25 protein-coding genes, 2 pseudogenes and 1 riboswitch are annotated in these 25,234 nt (G+C 65.1%); of the genes and pseudogenes, 10 read left to right on the forward strand and 17 right to left on the reverse strand.

Annotated features, from left to right (window positions below; all coding sequences use genetic code 11):
* Window positions 1–65 precede the first annotated feature (65 nt).
* Window positions 66–569 (forward strand): annotated as a pseudogene (locus tag ACQKQA_RS23230) (cation:proton antiporter); the annotation flags it as partial.
* Between the two features lie 45 nt (window positions 570–614).
* Here the strand turns inward: ACQKQA_RS23230 and ACQKQA_RS23235 are convergent.
* Window positions 615–1,019, reverse strand: a complete 405-nt coding sequence (locus tag ACQKQA_RS23235; protein WP_097306638.1) for an acyl-CoA thioesterase — start codon at window positions 1,017–1,019, stop codon at window positions 615–617.
* A gap of 197 nt (window positions 1,020–1,216) precedes the next feature.
* Window positions 1,217–1,323: riboswitch (S-adenosyl-L-homocysteine riboswitch) on the forward strand.
* Window positions 1,324–1,345: 22 nt separating this feature from the next.
* On the opposite strand from ACQKQA_RS23235, the pseudogene ahcY reads away from it, so the two are divergent.
* The 5 genes and pseudogenes from ahcY (at window position 1,346) to ACQKQA_RS23260 (ending at window position 7,918) form a co-directional block, all read left to right on the forward strand.
* Window positions 1,346–2,755, forward strand: a pseudogene (gene ahcY / locus ACQKQA_RS23240) (adenosylhomocysteinase).
* Window positions 2,756–2,947: 192 nt separating this feature from the next.
* Complete coding sequence (metF, locus tag ACQKQA_RS23245) at window positions 2,948–3,793, forward strand: methylenetetrahydrofolate reductase [NAD(P)H] (protein ID WP_427562950.1); 846 nt, start codon at window positions 2,948–2,950, stop codon at window positions 3,791–3,793.
* An 82-nt stretch (window positions 3,794–3,875) separates the two neighbouring features.
* Entirely contained in the window at window positions 3,876–4,958 is a 1,083-nt protein-coding gene (locus ACQKQA_RS23250) for a hypothetical protein (RefSeq protein WP_427562953.1), read from the forward strand.
* 56 nt (window positions 4,959–5,014) lie between these two features.
* Window positions 5,015–5,830 (forward strand): substrate-binding periplasmic protein, encoded by an 816-nt coding sequence (locus tag ACQKQA_RS23255; protein ID WP_427562955.1) that lies wholly within the window; start codon window positions 5,015–5,017, stop codon window positions 5,828–5,830.
* Window positions 5,831–6,055: 225 nt separating this feature from the next.
* A complete protein-coding gene (locus tag ACQKQA_RS23260; RefSeq protein ID WP_427562958.1) occupies window positions 6,056–7,918 on the forward strand; it encodes a DEAD/DEAH box helicase in 1,863 nt (620 codons plus the stop codon).
* Window positions 7,919–8,090: 172 nt separating this feature from the next.
* Here ACQKQA_RS23260 and ACQKQA_RS23265 read toward each other — a convergent pair whose 3' ends face one another.
* Both ACQKQA_RS23265 and ACQKQA_RS23270 read right to left on the reverse strand, forming a co-directional pair.
* The gene (locus ACQKQA_RS23265) at window positions 8,091–8,687 is read right to left on the reverse strand and encodes a YceI family protein (protein ID WP_427562961.1); all 597 of its coding nucleotides are present in this window, start codon (window positions 8,685–8,687) and stop codon (window positions 8,091–8,093) included.
* A 32-nt stretch (window positions 8,688–8,719) separates the two neighbouring features.
* Window positions 8,720–9,271 (reverse strand): cytochrome b, encoded by a 552-nt coding sequence (locus tag ACQKQA_RS23270; RefSeq protein ID WP_427562964.1) that lies wholly within the window; start codon window positions 9,269–9,271, stop codon window positions 8,720–8,722.
* A gap of 281 nt (window positions 9,272–9,552) precedes the next feature.
* Between ACQKQA_RS23270 and ACQKQA_RS23275 the strand changes: the two genes are divergently transcribed.
* Both ACQKQA_RS23275 and ACQKQA_RS23280 read left to right on the forward strand, forming a co-directional pair.
* Window positions 9,553–10,959, forward strand: a complete 1,407-nt coding sequence (locus tag ACQKQA_RS23275) for an adenosylmethionine--8-amino-7-oxononanoate transaminase (protein ID WP_427562967.1) — start codon at window positions 9,553–9,555, stop codon at window positions 10,957–10,959.
* A 58-nt stretch (window positions 10,960–11,017) separates the two neighbouring features.
* Window positions 11,018–11,737, forward strand: coding sequence for a 16S rRNA (uracil(1498)-N(3))-methyltransferase (locus ACQKQA_RS23280; RefSeq protein ID WP_427562969.1), 720 nt, complete (start codon window positions 11,018–11,020; stop codon window positions 11,735–11,737).
* 197 nt (window positions 11,738–11,934) lie between these two features.
* On the opposite strand, the gene ACQKQA_RS23285 is transcribed toward ACQKQA_RS23280, so the two are convergent.
* The 3 genes from ACQKQA_RS23285 to ACQKQA_RS23295 are packed head-to-tail and all read right to left on the reverse strand — an operon-like array spanning window position 11,935 to window position 14,483.
* On the reverse strand, window positions 11,935–12,837 hold the full coding sequence (locus ACQKQA_RS23285; protein WP_427562972.1) for a transporter substrate-binding domain-containing protein: 903 nt from the start codon (window positions 12,835–12,837) through the stop codon (window positions 11,935–11,937).
* A gap of 27 nt (window positions 12,838–12,864) precedes the next feature.
* Window positions 12,865–13,215: a RidA family protein gene (locus ACQKQA_RS23290; RefSeq protein WP_427562974.1), complete on the reverse strand. Its 351-nt coding sequence runs from the start codon at window positions 13,213–13,215 to the stop codon at window positions 12,865–12,867.
* Between the two features lie 26 nt (window positions 13,216–13,241).
* A complete protein-coding gene (locus ACQKQA_RS23295; protein ID WP_427562976.1) occupies window positions 13,242–14,483 on the reverse strand; it encodes a D-amino acid dehydrogenase in 1,242 nt (413 codons plus the stop codon).
* A 107-nt stretch (window positions 14,484–14,590) separates the two neighbouring features.
* Here ACQKQA_RS23295 and ACQKQA_RS23300 point away from each other — a divergent pair, with 107 nt between their 5' ends.
* Window positions 14,591–15,505, forward strand: a complete 915-nt coding sequence (locus ACQKQA_RS23300) for a LysR family transcriptional regulator (protein WP_427562979.1) — start codon at window positions 14,591–14,593, stop codon at window positions 15,503–15,505.
* 119 nt (window positions 15,506–15,624) lie between these two features.
* On the opposite strand, the gene trhA is transcribed toward ACQKQA_RS23300, so the two are convergent.
* Window positions 15,625–16,242 carry a PAQR family membrane homeostasis protein TrhA gene (gene trhA / locus ACQKQA_RS23305; protein WP_427562982.1) on the reverse strand — a complete coding sequence of 206 codons (618 nt, stop codon included), beginning with the start codon at window positions 16,240–16,242 and terminating at the stop codon, window positions 15,625–15,627.
* 154 nt (window positions 16,243–16,396) lie between these two features.
* On the opposite strand from trhA, the gene ACQKQA_RS23310 reads away from it, so the two are divergent.
* A complete protein-coding gene (locus tag ACQKQA_RS23310; protein ID WP_427562985.1) occupies window positions 16,397–17,311 on the forward strand; it encodes a LysR family transcriptional regulator in 915 nt (304 codons plus the stop codon).
* A 127-nt stretch (window positions 17,312–17,438) separates the two neighbouring features.
* On the opposite strand, the gene madM is transcribed toward ACQKQA_RS23310, so the two are convergent.
* The 10 genes from madM to ACQKQA_RS23360 form a co-directional block, all read right to left on the reverse strand.
* A complete protein-coding gene (madM, locus tag ACQKQA_RS23315; RefSeq protein WP_427562988.1) occupies window positions 17,439–18,203 on the reverse strand; it encodes a malonate transporter subunit MadM in 765 nt (254 codons plus the stop codon).
* 1 nt (window position 18,204) lies between these two features.
* Complete coding sequence (gene madL, locus ACQKQA_RS23320; protein WP_427562991.1) at window positions 18,205–18,621, reverse strand: malonate transporter subunit MadL; 417 nt, start codon at window positions 18,619–18,621, stop codon at window positions 18,205–18,207.
* 66 nt (window positions 18,622–18,687) lie between these two features.
* Window positions 18,688–19,623, reverse strand: coding sequence for a malonate decarboxylase subunit epsilon (gene mdcH / locus ACQKQA_RS23325; RefSeq protein ID WP_427562994.1), 936 nt, complete (start codon window positions 19,621–19,623; stop codon window positions 18,688–18,690).
* On the reverse strand, window positions 19,620–20,240 hold the full coding sequence (locus ACQKQA_RS23330) for a malonate decarboxylase holo-ACP synthase (protein ID WP_427562997.1): 621 nt from the start codon (window positions 20,238–20,240) through the stop codon (window positions 19,620–19,622). The genes mdcH and ACQKQA_RS23330 overlap by 4 nt, the downstream gene beginning before the upstream one ends.
* 5 nt (window positions 20,241–20,245) lie before the next feature.
* The gene (gene mdcE / locus ACQKQA_RS23335) at window positions 20,246–21,049 is read right to left on the reverse strand and encodes a biotin-independent malonate decarboxylase subunit gamma (protein ID WP_427563000.1); all 804 of its coding nucleotides are present in this window, start codon (window positions 21,047–21,049) and stop codon (window positions 20,246–20,248) included.
* Window positions 21,049–21,897, reverse strand: coding sequence for a biotin-independent malonate decarboxylase subunit beta (locus ACQKQA_RS23340; RefSeq protein WP_427563003.1), 849 nt, complete (start codon window positions 21,895–21,897; stop codon window positions 21,049–21,051). The genes mdcE and ACQKQA_RS23340 overlap by 1 nt, the downstream gene beginning before the upstream one ends.
* On the reverse strand, window positions 21,890–22,189 hold the full coding sequence (locus tag ACQKQA_RS23345; RefSeq protein WP_427563006.1) for a malonate decarboxylase subunit delta: 300 nt from the start codon (window positions 22,187–22,189) through the stop codon (window positions 21,890–21,892). Before ACQKQA_RS23345 ends, ACQKQA_RS23340 begins: the two co-directional genes overlap by 8 nt.
* Window positions 22,189–23,064: a triphosphoribosyl-dephospho-CoA synthase gene (locus ACQKQA_RS23350; protein ID WP_427563009.1), complete on the reverse strand. Its 876-nt coding sequence runs from the start codon at window positions 23,062–23,064 to the stop codon at window positions 22,189–22,191. The genes ACQKQA_RS23345 and ACQKQA_RS23350 overlap by 1 nt, the downstream gene beginning before the upstream one ends.
* Window positions 23,065–24,735, reverse strand: a complete 1,671-nt coding sequence (gene mdcA, locus ACQKQA_RS23355) for a malonate decarboxylase subunit alpha (RefSeq protein WP_427563012.1) — start codon at window positions 24,733–24,735, stop codon at window positions 23,065–23,067. It abuts the gene before it with no gap.
* A 268-nt stretch (window positions 24,736–25,003) separates the two neighbouring features.
* Window positions 25,004–25,192 carry a hypothetical protein gene (locus tag ACQKQA_RS23360; protein WP_427563015.1) on the reverse strand — a complete coding sequence of 63 codons (189 nt, stop codon included), beginning with the start codon at window positions 25,190–25,192 and terminating at the stop codon, window positions 25,004–25,006.
* Between the last annotated feature and the right edge of the window lie 42 nt (window positions 25,193–25,234).

A 25,234-nucleotide genomic window follows, 5' to 3' on the forward strand; every position in this document is an offset into this window, starting at 1 on the left:
AATTCGCTATGACGATCTGTCCGCCGAGCGCGCGCTGGTCAGTCTTTTGCCGGGGCGGACGACGGTTGTCGGCACCGATCGCGATGGTGGTGGCGGGCCTGATCATCGGTAACCTGGGGCGCAACCTGGCGATGAACGACATGACCCGGCGTTACCTGGACGGTTTCTGGGAGCTGCTGGACGACATGCTCAACGCCCTGCTGTTCGCCCTGATCGGCATGGAGCTTTTGCTGCTGCCGTTCAACTGGCTGCACCTGGCGGCGGCGAGCCTGCTGGCGGTGGCGATCGTGCTGTCGCGGCTGCTCACCGTAGCCCCGGCCATCGTCCTGCTGCGCCGCTGGCGCAGCGTACCGCGCGGCACCATCCGGGTCCTGACCTGGGGTGGGTTGCGCGGCGGGGTTTCGGTGGCGTTGGCCCTGGCCCTGCCGCTGGGCCCGGAGCGCGACCTGGTGCTGAGCATCACCTACATCGTGGTGCTGTCGTCGATCCTCCTGCAGGGCCTGACCATCGGCAGACTGGTACGCCATGTGACCCGTGATGCACCGGCCACCGCGCAGGATGCGCACTGACAATCCACCCGCAGGGGCGAGCGTGCTCGCTCCTGCAGGTACGGTTCAGGCGACGGGCTCGTCGTCCTTGAACTGGTCCTTCACGTATTTGATTTCGGTACGGCCGTGGGGCGCCGGCAAGCCGTCCTCGCCCAGGTTGACGAAGACCATCTTCTCCACGGTGAGGATGCTCTTGCGGGTGATCTTGTTGCGCACTTCACAGGTCAGGGTGATCGAGGTGCGGCCGAATTCGGTGGCGGTGATGCCCAGCTCGATGATGTCGCCCTGGCGCGAGGCGCTGACGAAATTGATCTCGGAAATGTACTTGGTGACCACGCGCTGGTTGCCCAGCTGGACGATGGCGTAGATCGCCGCCTCTTCGTCGATCCAGCGCAACAGGCTGCCGCCGAACAGCGTGCCGTTGGGGTTGAGGTCTTCGGGTTTTACCCACTTGCGGGTGTGGAAATTCATGCTCACTCCTGACCGTCTTGCCGATTGATGCCGGCATCATGGCAGACCCCGACGCAGAGCTCTATTGGGCTTCTACTATGGTCGCGATTACCGTTCGCACATCGTCCGACAGAAATCCTTGGGAAGTCGCAGGCAGATCGCTATAATCGCCTCCGTTTCAAAACGGTAACGCTCAGCTGATACCGTTTTCCCGCCACCTGTCCGAGGGGCGCTGCAGCAGGTTCGACCTGTCAGGCTCGGATGGGGCGTTGTCTGATCGGAATGCTCCGATCGGTCACTAAACGCACAACGGCGCCCATTCGCATACTTACGAATGGAGGCTCTTCATGAGCGCTGTAATCACGCCTGTAGAATTTACCGACTACAAAGTCGCCGACATGTCCCTGGCTGCCTGGGGCCGTCGCGAAACCATCATCGCCGAATCGGAAATGCCGGCCCTGATGGGTCTGCGCCGCAAGTACGCCGCTGAACAACCGCTCAAGGGCGCGAAGATTCTCGGCTGCATCCACATGACCATTCAGACTGCCGTGCTGATCGAGACCCTGGTTGCCCTGGGTGCCGAAGTACGCTGGTCGTCCTGCAACATCTTCTCGACTCAAGACCAGGCCGCTGCCTCCATCGCCGCTGCCGGCATCCCGGTATTCGCCTGGAAAGGCGAGACCGAGCAAGAGTACGAGTGGTGCCTGGAGCAGACCATCCTCAAGGATGGCCAGCCTTGGGACGCCAACATGATCCTCGACGACGGCGGCGACCTGACCGAGCTGCTGCACAAGAAGTACCCGCGCGTGCTGGATCGCGTTCACGGCGTGACCGAAGAAACCACCACCGGCGTACACCGCCTGCTGGACATGCTGGCCAAAGGCGAGCTGAAGATCCCGGCCATCAACGTCAACGACTCGGTGACCAAGAGCAAGAACGACAACAAGTACGGCTGCCGTCACAGCCTGAACGATGCGATCAAGCGCGGCACCGACCACCTGCTGTCCGGCAAGCAAGCGCTGGTCATCGGCTACGGTGACGTGGGCAAGGGCTCGGCCCAGTCCCTGCGTCAGGAAGGCATGATCGTCAAGGTTTCCGAAGTCGACCCGATCTGCGCCATGCAGGCCTGCATGGACGGTTTCGAACTGGTTTCGCCCTTCATCGACGGCATCAACACCGGCACCGAAGCCAGCATCGACAAGGCCCTGCTGGGCAAGATCGACCTGATCGTGACCACCACCGGTAACGTCAACGTGTGCGACGCGAACATGCTCAAGGCCCTGAAGAAGCGTGCCGTGGTCTGCAACATCGGTCACTTCGACAACGAAATCGACACCGCTTTCATGCGCAAGAACTGGGCATGGGAAGAAGTGAAGCCACAGGTGCACAAGGTTCACCGTACCGGTCCAGGCGCTTTCGACGCCCAGAACGACGACTACCTGATCCTGCTGGCCGAAGGCCGCCTGGTGAACCTGGGTAACGCCACCGGTCACCCAAGCCGCATCATGGACGGTTCGTTCGCCAACCAGGTACTGGCGCAGATCTTCCTGTTCGAACAGAAGTACGCCGACCTGTCGCCAGCCCATATAGCCTAGCGCCAGACCGTTGAAGTACTGCCGAAGAAACTCGACGAAGAAGTGGCCCTGGAAATGGTCCGCGGCTTCGGCGGAGTGGTCACTCAACTGACCAAGCAACAGGCTGACTACATCGGCGTGACCGTCGAAGGCCCGTTCAAGCCGCACGCTTACCGCTACTGATCGGTTCTGCCGCCTGCTCTCTCTCAGGAAGCAGGCGGCAGAAACCCTGCTGCTCCCTGCAGGAGCGAAGCTTGCTCGCGATAGCCGCACCGCGGAGTTTTTTGAAAACCGCGGCGCCTGCATCGCGAGCAAGCTTCGCTCCTACGAGCAGCCCAGCACCCGCAAGGCTTACGAGTTTCCAAGGGTATGACCATGTCCCAAGACCGTCGCTACAGCTTCGAGTTCTTCCCGACCAAGACCGATGCTGGGCATGAAAAACTGCTCGCCACTGCCCGCCAGCTGGCCAGCTACAACCCCGACTTCTTCTCCTGCACCTACGGTGCCGGTGGCTCGACCCGCGACCGCACGCTCAACACCGTGCTGCAGCTGGAAAGCGAAGTGAAGATTCCCGCCGCGCCGCACCTGTCCTGTGTGGGCGATAGCAAAGCCGACCTGCGTGGCCTGCTGAGCCAGTACCAGGCCGCCGGCATCAACCGCATCGTCGCCCTGCGCGGCGACCTGCCTTCGGGCATGGGCATGGCCAGTGGCGAGCTGCGTCACGCCAACGACCTGGTGAGCTTCATTCGCGAGGAAACCGGCGAGCACTTCCATATCGAAGTGGCGGCCTATCCGGAAATGCACCCCCAGGCGCGCAATTTCGAGGACGACCTCAACAACTTCGTGCGCAAGGCCAACGCCGGCGCCAGCAGTGCGATCACCCAGTACTTCTTCAACGCCGACAGTTATTTCTACTTCGTCGAACGCGTGAGGAACATGGGGGTAAACATTCCGATCGTTCCGGGCATCATGCCGATCACCAATTACAGTAAGCTCGCACGCTTCTCCGATGCCTGCGGCGCGGAAATCCCGCGTTGGATCCGCAAGCAACTGGAAGCCTACGGCGACGACAGCCAGAGCATCCAGGCGTTCGGCGAACAGGTCGTCACCGAAATGTGTGAACGTTTGTTGCAAGGCGGTGCGCCAGGACTGCACTTCTATACTCTGAACCAGGCCGAGCCCAGCCTCGCCGTCTGGAACAACCTGAAGCTGCCGCGTTAACCACCCGACAACATCGGAAGAAGGCCTTGGCGGAACCCAAGGCCTTTTTTTTACCTCCCATACATCTGAAGGATCGCCGTAGATGTCCACAGGCAGCACCGCAGTACGCCCACAACTGATCTATCTGGTCTACGGCGCCGCGACCTATCACCAGGAAGCCGTGTTCAGCATTGCCAGCGCCTTGGCCGGCCTGCGCGAAACCCCGGGAGAAGCCCTCGATATCCAGGTTTTCACCGACAATGCCGAGCCCTACCGCGACCTGCCCGTGCGTGTGCGCCCGCTGGACGAGGAGACCCGCCAGGCCTGGATCGCGCCTCACGGCTACCACTTCCGCGCCAAGCACGTGGTGATGCGCCAGGTGCTGCAAGAGTCCGAACTGGCGCTGCTGATCGACACCGACACCTTCTTCCACTGCTCGCCGCTGGAACTGTTCCGCCGCGTGCAGCCCGGCACCCTGCTGTGCAATGCCTTTGGCATGCGCTACGGCGCCAACCGGGAGTCCGACCTGTACCAGTACCTGGCCGGCCTGCTGCAGGAACGCAAACTCGCCGACGACCAGATGCCGCTGCTGAATTCCGGCGTGATCGGCCTGCACCGGGCGGACGCCGATGTGCTGGAGCGCTCCATCGCCCTGATGGACGAGCTGTACCCCCTGGCCCACGGCGCCTACACCCTCGAGGAGTTCTGCCTGTCGGTGGCGGCCTACCGGGTCAAGCAGGTGCGCGAATGCCCTGACCTGATTCATCACTACTGGAGCCGCAAGCAGCTGTTTCGCGCCAAGACCAAGGCCTGGCTGGACAAACACCGCGCCGCCCTCACCAGCAGCGACGCCCTGGACGAAACCCGCCTGGTCACCGCGACCCTGCCGCGCCCGCCAGCCCTGCAACGCCTGGCCTACAAGGTGGTGACCATGGCCCTGCCCAAGCACCAGCGGCAGTTCATGCGGGAAATTCTCTACGGCTGCTACCGCCACACCAACGAATTCGACCAGGCCTGCGCCCCGGTCTGGTGGGAAAAGGCCCGGGAAAATGCGGAAAACCGCCTGAAACAGTCGCTCGACAACCACCAACTGGAACACTGGTTCAACCACCCGGTGATTCGCCTGGTACTGGGCCAGCGACGCAAGGCAATCTGCCTGCATCTGCTCGAGGCAAAAGCTGACTGAGGCTTGAGCTAGACAGCCTCTAGCCATTGAACGGCCTCTGGGCGTAATCTCCCGCGATGCCCGTCATTGCCCAGCTGCTGACAGCCTTCATCCTCGCTTGCCTGAGCCTGACCGCCCATGGCGAGAAGCTGCGTATTGTCACCGAGCCCTGGGCCCCTTACGTGTATGAGGAACAGGGCAAGGTCCGGGGGCTGGACTACGAAACCACGGCCATCGTCTTCCAGCGCCTGGGGGTCGAAGTCGAATGGCAGTTCCTGCCCTGGAAGCGCTGCCTGGCCATGCTCGAACAAGGCCAGGCCGACGGCGCCCTGGACATCTTCCACAGCGACGAACGCGAAAGCAGCCTGCTCTACCCCAGCGAGCCGCTGTCGGATGTCGAGTTCGTGATGTTCTATGCCAACGACCGGCCCCACCCGTTCCGCACCCTGGACGACCTGCGCGGGCTGACCGTGGGCACCTCCCCCGGCTACCTGTACAGCCAGGATTTCAGGGAATCGACGCTGTTCAAGCACGAGCCGGCGCCGACCCACGAGGCCAACTTCGGCAAGCTGCTGCGCGGCCGCATCGACCTGCTGATCACCGACCGCCGGGTCGGCCAGCACCTACTGGACCAGTTGCAGATTCGCGACCGGATCAGCGAAAACCCCGTGGTCATCAGCCGCCAGAGCCAGTTCCTGGCGGTGCGGCGCAATGCCGGCATGGACTTGCTGGTGCAGCGTTTCGGCGCCGAGCTCAAGCGCTTCAAGCGCGAGCCGGCCTACGCCGAACTGAGCGCCCGCTACGGCGCAGCACCGGCTATCGCCGACTCCAGCGCCGCACCGGCCGAAGCGCCGGTCAAAACCGTTGAGCAGCAGGAACGCAGCGCACGCTGATTGCTCTGTTATACTCCGGCCTTCCCGCCAGGCTCACGCCCGGACGCTCGATCCTGTTCAAGGCCTCTCGATACCGCTACAGCGCAGCCACAAGGCCCGCGCGAGCCCTCGCCGATGAGTCTTCAGGAACCAGCAGGACCGGACGGGATTGCGTCCTCTTGAACGCCATTCGCGCCAGGCAAGATTATCCCTCTGGGCCAAGCCCTCACTAAAACAGGATTACTCATGTCCTTTGCTTCCCTCGGTCTCTCCGAGGCTTTAGTCGGCGCCATCGAAGCCGCCGGCTACACCCAGCCTACTCCGGTGCAACAGCGGGCCATTCCCGCCGTGTTGCAAGGTCGCGACCTGATGGTGGCGGCACAGACAGGTACTGGTAAAACCGGCGGTTTCGCCCTTCCGATCCTGGAACGGCTGTTTCCCAACGGTCACCCGGACAAATCCCAGCGTCACGGCCCGCGCCAACCGCGGGTACTGGTCCTGACCCCCACCCGCGAACTGGCCGCGCAAGTGCATGACAGCTTCAAGCTGTATGCCCGCAACCTGAAGTTCGTCAGCGCCTGCATCTTCGGCGGCGTCGGCATGAACCCGCAGGTCCAGGCCATGGCCCGTGGCGTCGACGTGCTGGTGGCCTGCCCCGGCCGCCTGCTCGACCTCGCCGGCCAGGGCAGCGTCGACCTGTCCCACGTGGAAATCCTCGTGCTGGACGAAGCCGACCGCATGCTCGACATGGGCTTCGTCCATGACGTGAAGAAAGTCCTCGCCCGCCTGCCCGCCAAGCGCCAGAACCTGCTGTTCTCCGCGACCTTCTCCAAGGACATCACGGACCTGGCCGGCAAGCTGCTGCACAACCCCGAGCGCATCGAAGTCACGCCGCCGAACACCACGGTCGAGCGTATCGAGCAACGGGTGTTCCGCCTGGCCGCGAGCCACAAGCGCGCGTTGCTGGCCCACCTGATCACCGCCGGTGCCTGGGAACAGGTGCTGGTCTTCACCCGGACCAAGCACGGTGCCAACCGCCTGGCCGAGTACCTGGACAAGCACGGCCTGACCGCCGTTGCCATCCACGGCAACAAGAGCCAGAACGCCCGCACCAAGGCCCTGGCCGACTTCAAGGCCGGTGAAGTGCGGATCCTGGTCGCCACCGATATCGCCGCCCGCGGCCTGGACATCGACCAGTTGCCACACGTGGTCAACTTCGAGCTGCCGAACGTCGACGAAGACTACGTGCACCGCATCGGCCGTACCGGTCGTGCCGGTCGTTCGGGCGAGGCCATCTCCCTGGTCGCGCCGGACGAAGAGAAGCTGCTCAAAAGCATCGAGCGCATGACCAAGCAGAAGATCCCTGATGGCGATCTGCAGGGCTTCGATGCCAGCGCGGTGGAAGCCGAGAAACCGGAAGTGCGCGAGCGTCCGGACGTGCGCAACCCGCGCAATGCCCGTGGCGCCCGCGGCGACGGCGCGAACAGCGGTGGCGGCGGCCGTAAGGACAAAGGCAAGGACAAGGGCAAGGACAAGCCGGCCGCGCGCGGCGAGCGTCCGGCCCGGGAGCAGAAGCCTCGCGAAGGCACCCCGGCCAGCCAGAATCGTCAGCCGAAGCCAAGCCCGAACCGGGCCCCGGACGAGTTCCTGGACGACGACGTGGATAACTTCGGCAACCGCGCCGACTACGTCAGCCCGTACCAGAACAAGAACAACCAGGGCCGCGGCCGCCGTCCCGGCGCGCCAGGCCAGGGCGCTGCCACCGGCAACGCACCACGCGGTGGTGGCCAGGGTCGCTCCGGCGGTCAGCGCAACAGCGGCGGTGGCGGTGGTGCTGCCAACACCGGCAGCCAGCCTGCCAAGCGCAGCGGTTCCCGTGGCGGCGCCGCGCGCGATGGCCAAGGCCGTCGCGAAGACTCGCGCAACCGCCGCCCGGCCCGTGACGACCAGGGTCGCCAGGAACCGGCGGTGCAGAACCCGCGCAGCGTCCAGCCGAAGATCATGCACAAGGAATCGAAAGCCGACCGCTTCCCGACTCCCGAGCAGCTCGATCAACTGCCAAGCCGTCCACGGGGCGAGAAACCAGCGCTGCTGACCCGCAACCGCTGAGTTACCCGCCGCAATAAAAAACGCCCCTGATCTTGCGATCAGGGGCGTTTTTTTATGGCTTCCGTAGCCGCTGCCGAGCCTATGGCGAGGCTGCGATCGACCGGGAACCGGTCGCAGGCTTTTGCGGGCCTTTACGCAGCCTCACAGGCTCGGCAGCGGCTACGGCGAAACATTATTTCGCTTTCACACCTTCGAAGGTGATGTACAGGTCGACATTGTTGGAGGCCGGGCCCAGGTCCATCATCTTGCCGAAGTCCTGGCGGTTGATGCTGGTGGTGCCTTCGAAGCCAGCACGGTAGCCGCCCCATGGATCCTTGCCTTCACCCAGGAAGGTCGCCTTGACCACGACCGGCTTGGTCACGCCGTGCAGGGTCAGGTCGCCAGTCACGTCGGCAGTCTGCTTGCCATCGGCGTTCTTGCCGGTTGGCTTGACGCTGGTGGAGACGAACTTGGCGTTGGCGAACTTGCCCACGTCCAGGAAGTCTTTGCTGGCGATGTGCTTGTCACGCTCGGCGTGGTTGGTGAACACGCTGGCGGTGCGCACGTTGACTTCGATCTTGGCGTCTTCAGGCTTGGCCGCGTCGAAGCTGAACTTGCCGTCCAGATCCTTGAAGGTACCGGTGATGAAGCTGTAGCCCAGGTGGCTGATCTTGAAGTCGACGAAGGCGTGCTGGCCTTCCTTGTCGATCACGTAGTCCGCGGCCATCGCCTGACCGGCAGTCAACAGTGCAGAACCGATTGCCAGAGCGGCGAGAGTCTTTTTCAACATGCTTTCTATTCCTTTTGAGTCGAGGTTGAGCATCAGGCTTTGCGGCCCAGCATACGAGTCAGGGTCGCGTCACGATCGATAAAGTGGTGTTTCAGAGCGGCCAGAGCATGCAGCCCGGCGAAGATCACCAGGGCCCAGGCCAGGTACAGGTGCACCTCGCCAGCCACGTCCGCCTGGTCCGGCAGTCCGGAAACCAGAGCAGGAATTTCAAACAGGCCAAACACCGGGATCCCGACACCGTCTGCGGTGGAAATCAGGTAACCGGCAATCATCACAGCGAACAGACTGAGATAAAGGAAGCCATGGCCGAAGGCGGCGCCCAGGCGCGTCAGGCGACTGTAGCTGGCCGGTGCCGGCGGCGGTGGGCTGATAAAGCGCCACAACACCCGCAGCAGCATCGCCGCGAACAGCGTCAGGCCAATGCTCTTGTGCAGGTCCGGCGCGTCTTTGCGCCAGGTACTGTAGTAATCCAGGCCCACCATCCACAGGCCCAGGGCGAACAATCCGAAGACGGCCAGCGCCACACTCCAGTGCAGAAAAATGCTGACCCAGCCGTAGCGGGAAGAAGAATTGCGTAGCTGCATCACTTAGATCCTGTAAGAACTGCTGCCCAAGACTATCGATTTAACTATCGATTTAAAGCGGAAATTTTCGCTCTGAAATATCGAGAAATACGATGTTGATCCTACGAACAGTAAATTAACCAGGCATTAAGGTCTACCTAGAGGAAACGTGACAGAGCGTCCTGCCATTACCACCAATTCGCCTCACAACCCATGCAATGGGTTGTGACACGGCCTGGCATTGCATAGGCTTGCGCGATTGTTTGCCGGCGTCCTTCGGCACCGCCTCCAGGAGACTGAACATGGGCCTCAACCATCAGTGGATGCAACGCGATCTCGCGGTGTTATGGCACCCCTGCACCCAGATGAAAGACCACGAACAGCTGCCGCTGATCCCGATCAAGCGCGGCGAAGGCGTGTGGCTGGAGGACTTCGAGGGCAAGCGCTACCTCGATGCGGTCAGTTCCTGGTGGGTCAATGTGTTCGGCCACGCCAACCCGCGCATCAACCAGCGCATCAAGGATCAGGTCGATCAGCTGGAGCATGTGATCCTCGCCGGCTTCAGCCACCAGCCGGTGATCGAGCTGTCCGAGCGCCTGGTGCAGATCACCCCCGAGGGCCTGACCCGCTGCTTCTATGCCGACAACGGTTCGTCGTGCATCGAAGTGGCGCTGAAGATGAGCTTCCACTACTGGTTCAACCGCGGCCAGACCGACAAGAAGCGCTTCGTCACCCTGACCAACAGCTACCACGGCGAAACCATCGCCGCGATGTCGGTGGGCGACGTGCCGTTGTTCACCGAAACCTACAAGGCCCTGTTGCTGGACACCATCAAGGTGCCGAGCCCGGACTGCTACCTGCGCCCCGAGGGCGTGAGCTGGGAAGAACACTCGCGCACCCTGTTCGCCGCCATGGAACAGACCCTGGCCGAACACCACGCCACTATCGCCGCCGTCATCATCGAGCCGCTGATCCAGGGCGCCGGCGGCATGCGCATGTATCACCCGGTGTACCTCAAACTGCTGCGCGAGGCCTGTGACCGCTACGGCGTGCACCTGATCCACGATGAGATCGCCGTGGGCTTCGGCCGCACCGGGACGATGTTCGCCTGCGAACAGGCCGGCATCCGCCCGGACTTCCTCTGCCTGTCCAAGGCCCTCACCGGCGGCTACCTGCCGCTGGCCGCGTGCCTGACCACGGACGAGGTCTACAGCGCCTTCTACGACGACTACCCGACCCTGCGCGCCTTCCTCCATTCCCACAGCTACACCGGCAACCCCCTGGCTTGCGCGGCGGCCTTGGCGACCCTGGACATCTTCGAGCAGGACAACGTCATCGAGAACAACCAGGCCCTGGCCCGGCGCATGGCCAGCGCCACCGCGCACCTGGCGGACCACCCGCACGTTGCCGAAGTGCGCCAGACCGGCATGGTGCTGGCCGTCGAGATGGTCCAGGACAAGGCCAGCAAGACCGCCTACCCCTGGCAGGAGCGCCGTGGCCTGAAGGTGTTCCAGCACGCCCTGGAGCGTGGTGCCCTGCTGCGCCCCCTGGGCAGCGTGGTGTACTTCCTGCCGCCCTACGTGATCACCCCGGAACAGATCGACTTCCTCGCCATCGTTGCCAGCGAAGGCATCGATATCGCCACCAGTGACAAGGTCAGCGTGGCGGTTCCCGAAGACTTCCACCCAGGCTTCCGCGATCCGGGCTGAAGCCTTCGCGAGCAAGCCCTGACCGATACCGATCCAGAATTTTCCCCAGAGAACCACCATGAGACTGTCCCGCTTCTTTATCGACGCCCCCCTGAGCCTCGGCGACCACGAACTGCCGGAAGCCCAGGCCCACTACATCGGGCGCGTGCTGCGCATGGCCGAGGGCGATGCGTTGCAGCTGTTCGACGGCTCGGGCAACGAGTTCCGCGGCACGCTGCGGGAAGTCGGCAAGAAACGCGTGGTGGTGCAGCTCGATGAGCGCTTCGCCGGGCAGGTCGAGTCACCGCTGCAGGTCCACCTCGGCCAGGGCCTGTCCCGGGGCGAACGCATGGACTGGGCGATTCAGAAGGCCACTGAGCTTGGGGTGAGTGAAATCACCCCGATTTTCAGCGAGCGCTGCGAAGTGCGGCTCAAGGACGAACGCGCCGACAAGCGCCTGGCCCATTGGCGCCAGGTGGCCATCAGCGCCTGCGAACAATGCGGGCGCTCCCGGGTGCCAGTGATTCACCCGCCGGTGCTGCTGGCCGACTGGATCAAGCAGACCCAGGCCGACCTCAAGCTGGTGCTGCACCCGGTGGCCGAACCGCTGGCGAGCCACGCCAAACCGGCGACCCTGGCGTTCCTGATCGGGCCGGAAGGCGGTTTGTCCGATGCCGAAGTGGCCCAGGCCCAGGACGCGGGCTTCCAGCCGGCCCGCCTCGGGCCGCGGGTGCTGCGCACCGAGACCGCGCCAGTGGTAGCACTGGCCGTGGCCCAACAACTCTGGGGCGATTTCTAACCCGCCCCGCCTTCGCTTGACACACAGCGGCGCCCCCATCGCCAGCAAGCTTGGCTCCTACAGAAGCCCATCGGCAGCAACCCCGCCCCCCGTAGGAGCGGCCGGTCGACGCTCGATTGCCCGCGAAGCGTTTTGCCTGGCACTGCGCGGAGCACCCATCGCCGGCAAGCCTGGCTCCTACAGAAGCGGACCTGGGTTTACTGCACCGGGTCGCTCACCGGCCTGGCGATGATCGCCTTCAGCTCGCTGGTCATCGGGAATTCCAGGTTCAGGCCCTTGGGCGGAATCGGCTGCTCGAACCAGCGCTGGTAGATCCCGTTGATCTCCCCCGAGCTATACAGATCCGCCAGGGTGGCGTTCACCAGTTCGAGGAACTGCGGGTCGTCCTTGCGCACCATGCAGCTGTAGATTTCCCGCGACTGTTCCTCGCCGACCACCACCCAGTTATGCGGGTCGCGGGCCTTGGCCCGTTCGCCGTAAAGCAGCGCGTCGTCCATGTAGAACGCCGCGGCGCGACCGGATTGCAGCATCTGGAAGGCTTCGCCGTGGTCCTTGGCGCTGATCACGAACATGTCCAGCTTGTGCTCGAGGTTGTAGCTCTTGAGGAAACGCTCGTTGGTGGTGCCGGCGGTGGTCACCACGTTCTTGCCGCGCAGGTCGGCGAAGCTCTTGATGCCGCTGTCCTTGGCGGTCAGCAACTGGCCTTTGACGTAGATGAAGCCATAGGAAAACGCCACCTGCTTCTGCCGCTCGGCGGTGACCCCGGTGGAGCCGCACTCCAGGTCCACAGTGCCGTTCTGCACCAACGGGATGCGGGTCTGCGACGTCACCAGGTTGTACTTCACCGCCAGTTGCGGCTGCGCCAGCTTGTGGCGGATGCGCTCGACCACCTTGTTCGCCAGGTCCACCGAATAGCCCATGGGCTTGCCGCTGCTGTCACCCACGTAGGAAAACGGTACCGACGCATCGCGATAACCCAAGGTAATACTGCCGGCACTGGCGATCTTGCCCAGGGTGCCGGTCAGCGGCGCCTCGCTGGCGTACAGCGGGGAGCCGAGCAACAGACCCAGGGTGCAGCCGAGCAACGTGATTTTTTGCATTGTTATTCTCCGTTGTGGGTGAAGGCGTTAGCGGCGAGCCGCGATGACAGTGATTTCCACCAGGATCTCCGGGCGCGCCAGATCGGCCTGCACCGTGGTGCGGCTCGGCGCCTGCCCGGGGGACAGCCAGGCCGACCAGACCTCGTTCATCGCCGCGAAGTCGCGCTGGATGTCTTTCAGGTAAAGGGTCGCGCTGAGCAGATGATCCTTGTCGCTGCCGGCCTCGGCCAGCAAGGCGTCGATCTTGGCCAGCACTTCGCGGGTCTGGCCGGCGGCATCGGTGGCCGGGCCCGGTACCTGGCCGGAAAGGAAAACCAGATCGGCAAAGCTCACGGCGCCGCTGAGACGCTCGTTAGTGTGAAGACGCTGGATAGTCATGGAACCGTTCCTTGTACGCTAAGAATTCAGGCGGCATGGGGCGCGAGGCCCTGCATGTCGATGGAAGGTCGGCGCTGGCCGATCAGCTCGGCCAACAGCCGCCCGCTGCCACAGGCCAGGGTGAAACCCAGGGCACCATGGCCGAGGTTGAGCCACAGGTTGCGATAGCCGGTGGCGCCGATCAGCGGCACGCCGCTGGGGGTTGCCGGGCGCATGCCGGCCCACTCGACGGCAGCATCGTAGTCGCCGGCGCCGGCAAAGGTTTCCCGGGCCTGACGCTGCATCAGCGCCAGGCGCTTGGGGTCCGGGGCCGGATCGAAACCGACGATGTCGACCATGGCCGCCACCCGCAGCTGCTGGCCGATCCGCGCGTAGACGATCTTGCGGTTGTAGTCGGTGATGCTGATCTCCGGCGCCCGATGCTGGGCGCCAATGGGCACGCTGAGGCTGTAGCCCTTGAGCGGATACAGCGGCAACTTGAGCCCGGGCAGCGCCAGTTCGCCGCTGCGATGCCCGGCGGCGAGTATCAACTGATCCACCGCCAGCACCTCGTCGCCCAGCTCGATGGCCTGCACCTGGCCGCCCGCCTGGCGAAGCCCCGTGACCGTACGCCCCGTCAGCAGCTGGCAGCGACCGGAGGCCTGCAAGCGCGCCACCAGCTGCTGGCAGAAGGCGTGACAGTCGGCCACCTCCTCGTCCGGGGTGAAGACCCCACCGACAAAGGGCGCGTCGCCGAGGGTCGGTTCCAGTCCCACGCATTCGGCAGCGGACAGCACCTGCTGCTGGCTCGGGTCGGCCAGGCCGTGACGTGCATGCTCGAAACTGGCGGTTTCGCGAAAGGTCACCAGCTTGCCGTTGCGCCGCCAGTCGAAGCCGTCGAGCCGGTCCTCGTCGCGCCAGCGCTGCAAGGTGGCCTGGCTCAACAGCGCCAGGCGCAACAGGTGCGCGCCGTTGCGCCGGTTCACCGAACGCCGGCAGGCCGCCAGGAACCCGGCCAGCCAGCGCCACTGGGCCGGGTCCAGGCGCGGGCGCAGTTTCAGCGGCGAGTCGCCGCGCAGCATCCAGCCCAGGGCCTGCCAGGGCACGCCGGCATCGGCCAGCGGCGCCACGTAGCGGTACGACAGCTGGCCGCCGTTGGCGAAGCTGGTCTGGCTGGCGAAAGCGTCCCGCGCCTCCACCAGGCTGACGTCGAACCCCTCGCGAACCAGGGCGTAGGCGCTGGCCAGGCCAATGACCCCGCCGCCGATGATGCAAACCCGCTGTGCCATGTCAGTCCTTAACCCCTTGTTGAGCGGGCTTCAGGTTAGGGCCAGGTGACAGGCGCGGGACAATGAATAAAGATGGTCCACCCATAAACAAAGGTTATGGACTTGCCATGCGACTGCGCCATATCGAGATTTTCCAGGCCATCCGCCAGACCGGTTCGATCAGCGGCGCGGCGCAACTGCTGCACGTCTCCCAGCCGGCGGTGACCAAGGTGCTGCAACACGCCGAGCAGCAGCTCGGCTTCCCGCTGTTCCTGCGGGTCAAGGGCAAGCTGCAGGCCACCCCGGAGGCCCTGGAGCTGGAGCGCGAGGTGGACAAGGTCAGCGAAAGCCTGCAAGGAGTGCGGCGCCTGGCCCAGAGCCTGCGCCGCGAACCGGGCCACAGCCTGCGGATCGGCGCCACCCCGGCGCTGGCCCTGTCACTGTTGCCGCCGGCCATCGGCGAGTGGACCCGGCGCTACCCGGATATCCTCTGCGAGCTGTCCAGCGCCCACAGCCGCGAACTGGTGCAGAACCTGCTGATGCGCGAGATCGACGTCGCCCTGACCCTGCAACGCCCGGATCACCCGGGGCTGACCGCCCAGGCCCTGGCCCGCGGGGTGCTGGTGGCGCTGGCGCCGTTGGAGTACTGGCCAGCAGCGGCCCGGGGCACGCCGCTGCCCCTGCAGGAGCTGGCGGGCGCACCCTTGATCGGCCTGTCCAGCGCCGACCCGCTGGCGGCGAAACTCGACGGTTACCTGAAGGCCGTGGAACCGGCGCCCCGGGTCAGCATCGCCGTGCAGACCTACTCCCTGGCCCGGGCCATGGTCGAATCCGGGGCCGGGCTGGCGGTGATCGACCCCTTCACCGCCCTCGGCGCCTCGCCGGCCAGCACCGCGATCCGCCCGCTGATGCCGGCGTTGCCAATCACCCTGTACGCCGTGACCCGCGCGGCGGAGGCGCTGCCCCATACCTTGAGCAGCCTGCTGGAGATCTTTGGTGGGCGGGCGCAGGAGCAGTTGGATCGGTTGATGACCGCAGATTGAGGTTGCCTGTCAGGACGTCATCGCGAGCAAGCTTCGCTCCTACAGAAGCACGCGAAACGTCAGGACCTGCGCCGCACCTGTAGGAGCGAGGCTTGCTCGCGATGAACGATAACGCGGTCTTACAGGACGTAGAAAAAGATCGCCACGAAGTGCAGCAAACTGCCGGCGATCACGAACAGGTGCCAGATCCCATGGGCATGGCGCAAACGGCTGTCCAGGGCAAAAAAGATAATGCCGACGGTGTAGAGCACCCCGCCCGCGGCCAGCCAGACGAAGCCGGCGGGGCCCAGGGCCGCCAGCAGCGGCTTGACCGCCACCAGCACGATCCAGCCCATGACCGCGTAGATCACGATGGACAGGATGCGCGCCTCGGAGCGCGGCTTGATCTCCTGCAGGATGCCGATCAGCGCCAGCCCCCAGACGATCCCGAACAGCGTCCAGCCCCAGGGCCCGCGCAGGGTTACCAGGCAGAATGGCGTATAGCTGCCGGCGATCAGCAGGTAGATGGAGAAGTGATCGAGTTTCTGCATGATGCTTTTCTTGCGGCCGCGCATGCTGTGGTACAGGGTCGAGACGCTGTACAACACCAGCAGGGTGAAACCGTAGATCGCGACGCTGACGATTTTCCACGGGCTGCCGTCGAGGCTGGCCAGCACCACCAGCCAGATCCCCCCGACCAGTGCCGCCACCGCGCCGACCAGATGCGTCCAGGCATTGAGTCTTTCTCCGTGATACATGTGCCACTCACCTCCCAAGGCGGAACATCTGCGCAAGGCTCAGGCCTGTAGCCTGCAAGCACAATGTTTCCGAATAAAGGTATGGACGAAAAAACCTCCAGCCAAGTCATGACCCGGCAGGCACAATCGGATCATTCGAATAAGAGTGCCCATCATGCTGATCGATGAAGAGTTGACCCTGAAAAAGCTCGAGGTGTTTCTCGCCTTCATGCGCACCGGCAACCTGGCCCGGGCCGCCGCCGAGTTGCAGACCAGCAATGTCAGCGTGCACCGGGCGATCCATTCCCTGGAAAGCGCCCTGCGCTGCCCGCTGTTCAAGCATGAGGGGCGCAACCTGACGCCACTGGAAAGCGCCTTCGTCCTCGAAGAACGGGCGCAGAAGCTGATCCAGGACGTGGTCGAAAGCGTGCGCCTGACCCGCGAGGCCGCCGGCTTCTCGGCGGAGCGCTTCAAGCTCGGCGCCCTGTATTCATTGACGGTGAAGACCGTGCCGCAGCTGATCATGGGCCTGAAGCTGCGTCGCAGCGAGCTGAATATCGACCTGATCCTGGGCTCCAACATCGACCTGCTGTACAAGCTCAAGAACATGGAAGTCGACGCGATCCTGGTGTCCCTGGACGACAGCGTCAGCGACCCGGACTGCGAGCAGATCCCTCTGTTTTCCGACGATATCTTCCTCGCCACGCCCGCCGACTCGCCGTTCGCCCAGCAAGCGGAAGTCGACCTCAGCGACGTGCGCGACGCGACCTTCATCACCCTGACCCAGGGCTTCGCCACCCATCAGGACGGGGTACGGGTGTTCAAGCAGGCGGGCTTCGAGCCGAAGGTGGCGATGCAGGTCAACGACATCTTCACCCTGCTGAGCATGGTCAGCTCGGGGGTGGGTTATGCCCTGCTGCCGGGAAGGATTGCCGCGGTGTACGAAAACCGCGTGAAGCTGATACCGCTGCAGGCGCGCTATCGCCTGCAGCAGCATATCGGTGTGGTGTTTCTCAAGGCCAAGGAGCGCGACCCGAACCTGTTGGCGCTGTTGGCGGAGTGCCGGATGTATGCCAATCGGCAGGGCTAGAACACCAGAGTTTCGGTGTGATCATAAGATCGTTATCGCGGGCAAGCCTCGCTCCTACAGAATCACGCAAAACCTGTAGGAGCGAGCGGGCGGCGATCCGACTTGCCCGCGAAGAGGCCAGAAAGCCCTACCCCACCAGCCCGCGCACGATGAAAAACAACAACGAAGGCCCCAGCAGGCACCCCAACCCGGTATGGAAGGTTGCGGTCAGCGCGCCGTAAGGCACCAGGCGCCGGTCGGTGGCGGCAAGCCCCGCGGTCACCCCGCTGACGGTGCCGGCCAGGCCGCCGAAAACCATCGCCGAACGCGGGTTGTCCAGGCCCATCCAGCGCGCCGCCATGGGTGTGCCGACCATCACCAGGATCGCCTTGATCAGCCCGGTGGCGATGGACAGCGCCACCACATCGGAACTGGCGCCGATCGCCGCCCCGGTCACCGGCCCGACGATGTAGGTCACCGCGCCGGCACCGATGGTGGTCATGCTCACCGCATCGCGATAGCCGAAGGCCCAGGCGATGCTGGCGCCGACCATGAACGGCAGCACCGTGCCCAACAGCAGCGCAATGGCGCCGATCATCCCGGCCTTGCGCGCCTCGGTGGCCTGCACTTCGAAGGCCGTGGCGACAATCGCGAAGTCCCGCAGCATGGCGCCGCCCATCAGGCCGATCCCGGAAAACAGCGTCAGGTCCGCCAGGCCCTTTTGCCCGCCGGTGAGCGTGCCGCCGACCCAGGCCAGCACCAGGCCGATGACGATAGCGATCGCCGAGCCGTGCACCCGGCCGAAGGTCAGGTGCTTGGACAGCAGCACCGAGACCCACATGATCACGCCGACGAAGGCGAAGGCGGTGACCAGACCGTTGTGTTCCAGGCCTTTCTCGATCAGATCCCACATATCAGCGCCCCCCTGCCGGAGCCGCGCCAGGGTCCACCGCGGCCGGTTCGGCCGGCAACGGCTCGCCTTTGTTAGTGCGGCTGATCAGGGCAATGGTGCCGCCACACAACACCACCGATCCGATGGCCGCCAGCACCGCCACCGGGCCGCCGTGCAGGGCAGTCACCACGTTCTGTTGCGCGGCCATGGCCACCACCACCGGGATGTACATGGCGCCCCAGAAACCGACGCCCATTTCGCAATCCCGGGTCATGCCGCCGTGCCGGTGCATCCACAGCCGCGCGCAGATCAGCAGGATCATGGCGATGCCGACCCCGCCGACGTTGGACTTGACCCCCAGCAGCACGCCGAGCAGGTCACCGATAATCACCCCTGCCAGCGTACAGATCGCCAGCAGCGCCACACCGTAAATAATCATTGTCGTTGTCCTCAAAGTGCATCGTCGAAGTTGTTGTTCTTGTGCTTCGCAAGCTTGAGCCGGTGTCTAGGGTTGGCGGTCTACCTCCTCACGCAACAGCGCTTGCAGGGTGTCGAGCCGGGCACCGTCGCAGGCGATCACGGTGCCTTGCTCGAACACCCGGCGCGCCAGGGCGGTCAATACCGCCCCTGGCGGCAGTTCGATCTGCAGCCGCACCCCGCGCTCGTAGGCGCTTTGCACGGTGCCGCGCCAGTCCACCACCCGGCACATGTTGAAGGCCAGGTCGTCGCGCAACTGCTCCGGGGTGCGCAGCGGCCGGGCCCGGCTGCCGCTGAGGTAACCCAGGCGTGGCGGACGCAGGGTGACCCCGGTGAAAGCTGCGGCCAGGGCCTGGGCCGGTTGCTCCAGCAGCGGGCAATGGGACGGCACGCTGACCGCCAGGCGTTTGGCCACCCCGACCCCGCAGCCCCGAGCCAGCTCGGCCACCTGGGCCATGGCGGCATCGCTGCCGGCGATCACCACCTGGGTGTCGGCATTGATATTGGCCAGGTACACCGGGTGGTCCGGGCGATGCACCCGGGCCAGCAAGGCTTCCACCGTCGCCAGTTCCAGGCCGAGGATCGCGGTCATGCCATACCCCTGGGGATAGGCCTGCTGCATCAGCTCGCCACGCAGGCTGACCAGACGCAGCGCATCGCCGAAGTCCAGGACCCCGGCCACCACCGCGGCGGGATAGGCGCCAATCGACAGACCGGCCACGTAATCCGCGCCCAGCCCGTTCTCCAGCAGCACCTGGGCATTGGCCACGCCGGCGATCAGCAGGCACAGCTGTACCGCCCGGGTGGTGGCCAGGGCCTGGGGCGTATCCAGGGCCAGGACGTCTTCACTCAGCACCTCGCTGGCCTGTTGCAAACAGGTATCCACCACAGCGCTCTGGGGCAAGCGATGCAGCATCCCCGGCTGCTGCGCGCCCTGGCCCGGAAACACCAGCAAGCTGCTCACGCCACCTGCTCCAGCGGCTGCCACGGATCGCTGACCAGCCGCGCGCCACTGGCGCTTTTCAGCAGCACCCGGGCCGAACTCCCGGCCCACTCGCGCAGGGCCACGGCGCCGTTGGGTACCTGCAATTGCATGTCCACCGGGCAGGCGGCGCCGTCGAGCAAGGCCAGCAATGTCCGGGCCTGCTCCCGACTCATGGGCTGCTCGGTGCGCAGGATCAGGTCCAGGTCGCTGGCTTGATGCAACGCCGGCACACCGCTGGCCAGTTCGAAACCAGCACTGCCGCTGACACCCCAGACCCAGCCGCAGGTATCCAGCGGTGCACGCAGTTGAGCCAGTGCTTGCAGCGCTGGCCAGCCACGATCCGACTCGACATGGCACAGGTCCTCCGGCCGCACCCGACGCTGGATGGCCGCCACCGCCATCAGCGTTGCGTAACGCTGCTCGCGCAACGGCCCGCGCACGCCCACCGCCACCTGCCCCGCCGCAACCAGTGCGCGGCGCACCACCACCGGCTGCCCGGCGGCCATGGCCGCCACCGCCCAGGCCGGGGCCTCGGCGGGCAATTGCCCCGGGGTCAGGCCCCACAGCAGGTCATGGGGCAGCAAGACGCTGGTCATGGCGTTCACCATTGCTCGCGCAACAGTTGGCGGACGCGGCTGGAAGCGCCGCGGTTGCTGGCCCCCAGGCGGCTCGACAGGTCGCGGCCGTGGGCCCGCGCATCGGCAATCGCCTGGCTCAGGCACTGCCGCACCCGGGCCAGATCGTCCGCGGTCGGCTGTTCGATCCGGCTGACTTCCAGGGTCTCCCAGAGCAGGCCGAGGCTGGCATAGCTGTCGATGTCGTAGGCCATGGGCGGCACGCTGGCGGCCAGGGCCTCCAGTTCCTCGACGCTGCGCAGGGTGACCCGCGCCGCCGAGACCTTGCCCATGGCGTGCACCATCACCCCCGGATCGCGCAGGGCGATCAGGCGGTTGGCCTGGTAGCCGTGAGCCAGGAAGGCCCCGGACATGGCCTTGCCCACCAGCAGGCCGATCACCGGGTGCCCGGCCAGCCGCGCCCGGGCATAACTGTCGGCGGCCGCGGCCAGCGCCTGATGGATGCCCAGGGCTTCTTCGCGACGGCCGTAAGCCTGGCTCGGCACGTCGACTAGGGCGATCAGCGCGCGTTTGACGCTCTGCTCGCGGTCGGCCTCGATCGCCTCATCCACCGCCTTGGCCAGGCCCCAGCCTTCCAGCAAACCGACCTCACCGTTGCGCGCCCGGACGAAGGGGTTCTCCGGGTCGGCGACCACCGCAATAAACCGCGCCGCCTGTTCGCCCAGGCTGCCGTCCGCGACCCGCAACGAAGCGGGTAGCCCCTCTACCGTGGTCGCCCCCGCGCTCAGCGCCGCGAACCAATGCAGGCCCCTCAGGGAATGAGCACTCATCAGTGGTCTCCTCGATACAGCTGGCGAACCATCGCCGGGTCGATCTGGGGGCGGCTGTCGAGCCGGGCCAGGCATTGCAGGTAGCGCTCGGCCTGGCGGCTGCGCTGTTCGGCGGGCAGGCCCTGGGCCAATAGCTCGCCGACTTGCTGGCGAATCTGCGCCACGTCATCGGCCACATAACGGTCCGCCAGGCCGCTGGCGAAACGCTGTTCACCGCCGGTCAGGCTCCAGATAAAGGGTCGGTCGCGGGAGTCGTATTCCTCAAGGCCGGCTTCCTGTTCGATCACCTGCGGACCGTTGAGGCCCAGCCGCGCCTCCTGGGTGACCAGCAGGTAGCTGCACAACCCAGCGGCAATCGACATGCCGCCAAAGCAGCCAACGCTGCCAGCCACGATGCCGATCACCGGCTGGTACTGGCGCAGGTCGACGATCGCCGCGTGAATATCCGCGATCGCCGCCAGCCCGAGGTTGGCTTCCTGCAGGCGCACGCCGCCGGTCTCCAGCAACAGCACGGCGCGGGTCGCAATGCCCTTGCGATTGTCCTCGGCCGCCAGCTCCAGGGCCCCGGCAATCTTCGCCCCGCCGACTTCGCCAAGGCTGCCGCCCTGGAACGCGCCTTCGATGGCGGCGATCACCACCGGCAGGCCGTCGATGCAACCCTTGGCGATCACCACCCCGTCATCGGCCTGGGGCACCACGCCCTGGCGCGCCAGCCACGGCGACATGACGCGCTGGAAGGGGTCGAGCAACTCGCGAAAGCTGCCGGCGTCGAGCAAGGCCTTGGCCCGTTGCCGGGCGCCGAGTTCGACGAAGCTGTGCTTATTGAGCAAACGGGCGCTGTCAGTCATAGCCGATCTCCTCGAAGCCCTGTTCCAGACGCAGGCGCACCACGCCGGGGGTGGCGCCGAAATCGTGAATGTCGATGCTCAGCGCCGGCGGCGTCTGGCCGTCGAACATGCGCTCGAACAGGTGCTGCCAGCGCGCCGCGCTGCCGTTGACCGAGGTCTGCACCTGAATGCTCAACTTGCCCGGCTGACCGGGTTCGAGCAGCACTTCCAGGTCGCCCGAGCCGACACAGCCCACCAACGCCCGGCCCCGGGCGGGTGGCCCGGCGGGAAATTCGAAAGACAAGGTTTCCATCACACTGCTCCCTGGATAAAGGCGGCACCGGCGGCGAGCCGGTCGATCAGCAGACAGGCCGCGAGCAAGTCCGCGGCACCGCCGGGCGAGGCGTTCAAGGCCAATAGATGCTGGTCCAGCTCGTGCAGCCGACGGCGCCCGGCCAGGCTGGCGCTGCCACCGGCGTCGAGCACCGCCTGGGCGCCCTGCTGCATGGCTTGCAGGCCCGCCTCACCGGCACGGTAGAGCACGCAGGTGTCGGCCAGGCCGCTCATGATCGCCAGCAGCGCATCGAGCCGGGCGTTCTGTTCGCCATGCCCTTGGGCACGGCTGCGCTGGAGTTGCGGCAGGCCCCGTTGCAGCACCGCCGGGAAGCCCAGCTGGGCTTCTTCGCGGGCGCCGCGCACGCCATAGCGCAGCGCCACTTGCGCGCCGTGGCTGAGGGGCCGTGGCGCGTAACGATCCTCCAGAAGCGCCAGGCGCGCGGCCCGCAGGCTGAGGGCGCCGGCGCTGTCGGCTTGAGGCTCCAGCGCGGCGGCGGCCACCAGCAGGCCCAGGGCCCAGATCGCCCCGCGATGGGTGTTCACCCCGTGGGTGGTAGCGAGCATCGCCGCCTCGCCTTCGCGACCGATACGGCCCAGGGCTTCGCGCAGGGGCAGGCCAACGGTGCCGAATGCACTGGCGGCTTCGGCCATTTCCTTGAACGCCGGCCACAACGACAAGGCCGAGGCATGCATCAGCCCCAGGTGCAGGTCGCTGTGGGCACCGTTGCCGCGACGGTCGACCAAGGCCGGTTTCGGCGACAGGTCGGCTTCGTCGATCAGCGCGTCCACTGCCAGGTCCGCCAGGCGCTCGGCCAGGCTAAGAGGTTGTGTTTGCAGGTTGAAGGCGTGCATTTACCAGCTCCTGAACTTGGCGGGCGGGTTGTACAGGCCACCCGACCACTCCACCAGATCGGCGACGCTTTTCGCCGCCAGCAGTTCGCGGCTGGCGTCGGTGCGGCGGATGCCGAGGTCTTCGGGCAAGGCGATCAGCCCTTCGCGGCGCATCCGCGCGGTGTCTTTCGGGTTGTGGCGCAAGCCGATGGCGGTCACCCCGGCCACCGCCGCGATCATCGCCCGGCGCTCTTCCAGCGAACGCGCCTTGTACAGGTAGGCGATGCCTTCCTCGGTCAGCAGGTGGGTGACGTCGTCGCCGTAGATCATGATCGGCGCCAGGGGCATGCCGCTTTTCTTCGCCACGTCCACCGCGTCCAGGGTCTCGACGAAGGTCGGTTTGCCGCCTTCCTGGAAGGTCTCGACCATCTGCACCACCAGCTTCTTGCCCCGTTCGAGCATCGGTTGCGGCGAGTCGTCGTGGCGCATATCCAGCCAGGCCGGGGTGCCGTGACGCCGGCCACGGGGGTCGTGGCCCATGTTCGGCGCACCGCCGAAACCGGCCAGGCGGCCGCGGGTCACCGTGGAAGAATGGCCATCGCCATCGACCTGCAAGGTGGCGCCGATAAACAGGTCCACCGCGTACTGCCCGGCCAGCTGGCAGAACATCCGGTTCGAGCGCAACGAACCGTCGCGCCCGGTGAAGAACACATCCGGCCGCGCGGCGATGTAGCGCTCCATGCCCAGCTCGGTGCCGAAGCAATGCACGCTCTCCACCCAGCCGCTTTCGATGGCCGGGATCAGGGTCGGGTGGGGGTTGAGGGTCCAGTTGCGGCAGATCTTGCCCTTGAGGCCCAGGGATTCGCCGTAGGTTGGCAGGATCAGCTCGATGGCCGCGGTGTTGAAACCGATGCCGTGGTTCAGCGACTGGACGTTGTGTTTCTCGTAGATGCCGCGGATCGCCATCATCGCCATCAGCACGTGCACCGGCTTGATATGGCGCGGGTCGCGGGTGAACAGCGGCTCGATGTAGAACGGCTTGTCGGCCACCACCACGAAGTCCACCCAGGACGCCGGGATATCCACCCGCGGCAGCTCGCTGACGTCGTCCACCAACTGGTTGACCTGGACGATGACAATGCCGTCGCTGAACGCCGCTGGCTCGATCAAAGCCGGGGTGTCCTCGGTGCTCGGCCCGGTATAGATGTTGCCCGAACGGTCGGCCATGAAGCCGGCCGAGAGCACCACGTTGGGGACCAGGTCCACCACCAGCCGCGCATAAAGCTCGATGTAGGTGTGGATCGCGCCGATTTCCAGCAGGCCGTCCTCCAGCAACTGGCTGATGCGCAGGCTCTGGGTGCCGGCGAAGGAGAAGTCGAGCTTGCGCGCGATGCCGCGCTCGAACAGGTCCAGATGCTCCGAGCGCCCGACGCTGGGCATGATCATGTGCAGGTCATGCAGCTTGCCCGGGTCGGCCTTGGCCAGGGAACGGGAAAGAAAGTCCGCCTGCTTCTGGTTGTTGCCCTCCAGCACCACACGGTCGCCGGGCAGGATCAACGCCTCCAGCGCCGCGACTATCTTGTCGGTGGGCAACACCACGCCATCGGCGAGACCCCGCACCTGCTCGAGACGGCGCTGCTTTTCAGCGCGCCGCCGCGCCCAGCGCGAGTCGGGGGATATTGTTGTTGTCATGCTCACTCCACGGGTTCGCTGTCGTGGCAGCTACCTTAGGAGCGGAGGACGGGGGGCATCAATCAAGCAGAGTGGTGGATCGTTACGGTGAGGGTAATGATTACGCAACCGCTCTCAAGGCGTCGGCTGCTCTTCTTTTACCAATGATGGCTCATAGCCCCTATGCGCAAGAAGTTGCGCACTCGAATGTGGATAACCGTGTGGATACTTCTCTGAAGGCCAAGTAATGCGCTCTATACAGACGAGTGCGCAAGAACTTGCGCAATGCTCAGCCAAAAGTGCGCAACTTCTTGCGCACTTTTGGCCGATCACCTGTAAGTAAATATTTCATAAAGTTCTTAGAACCCCGGAACATATAGCTAAAAACGCTTATGGCACGAACTTTGATAACCACTTCGGCACCCACCGGGCGATTCGTCCCACCGGGCATCTCTATTTTTTCCAGCAAGGAGAGCATCCATGGCAACACCAGCGTACATTTCCATCACTGGCGAGAAAC

This window comes from Pseudomonas sp. NPDC089530, assembly GCF_050280705.1.
GTDB lineage: Bacteria > Pseudomonadota > Gammaproteobacteria > Pseudomonadales > Pseudomonadaceae > Aquipseudomonas.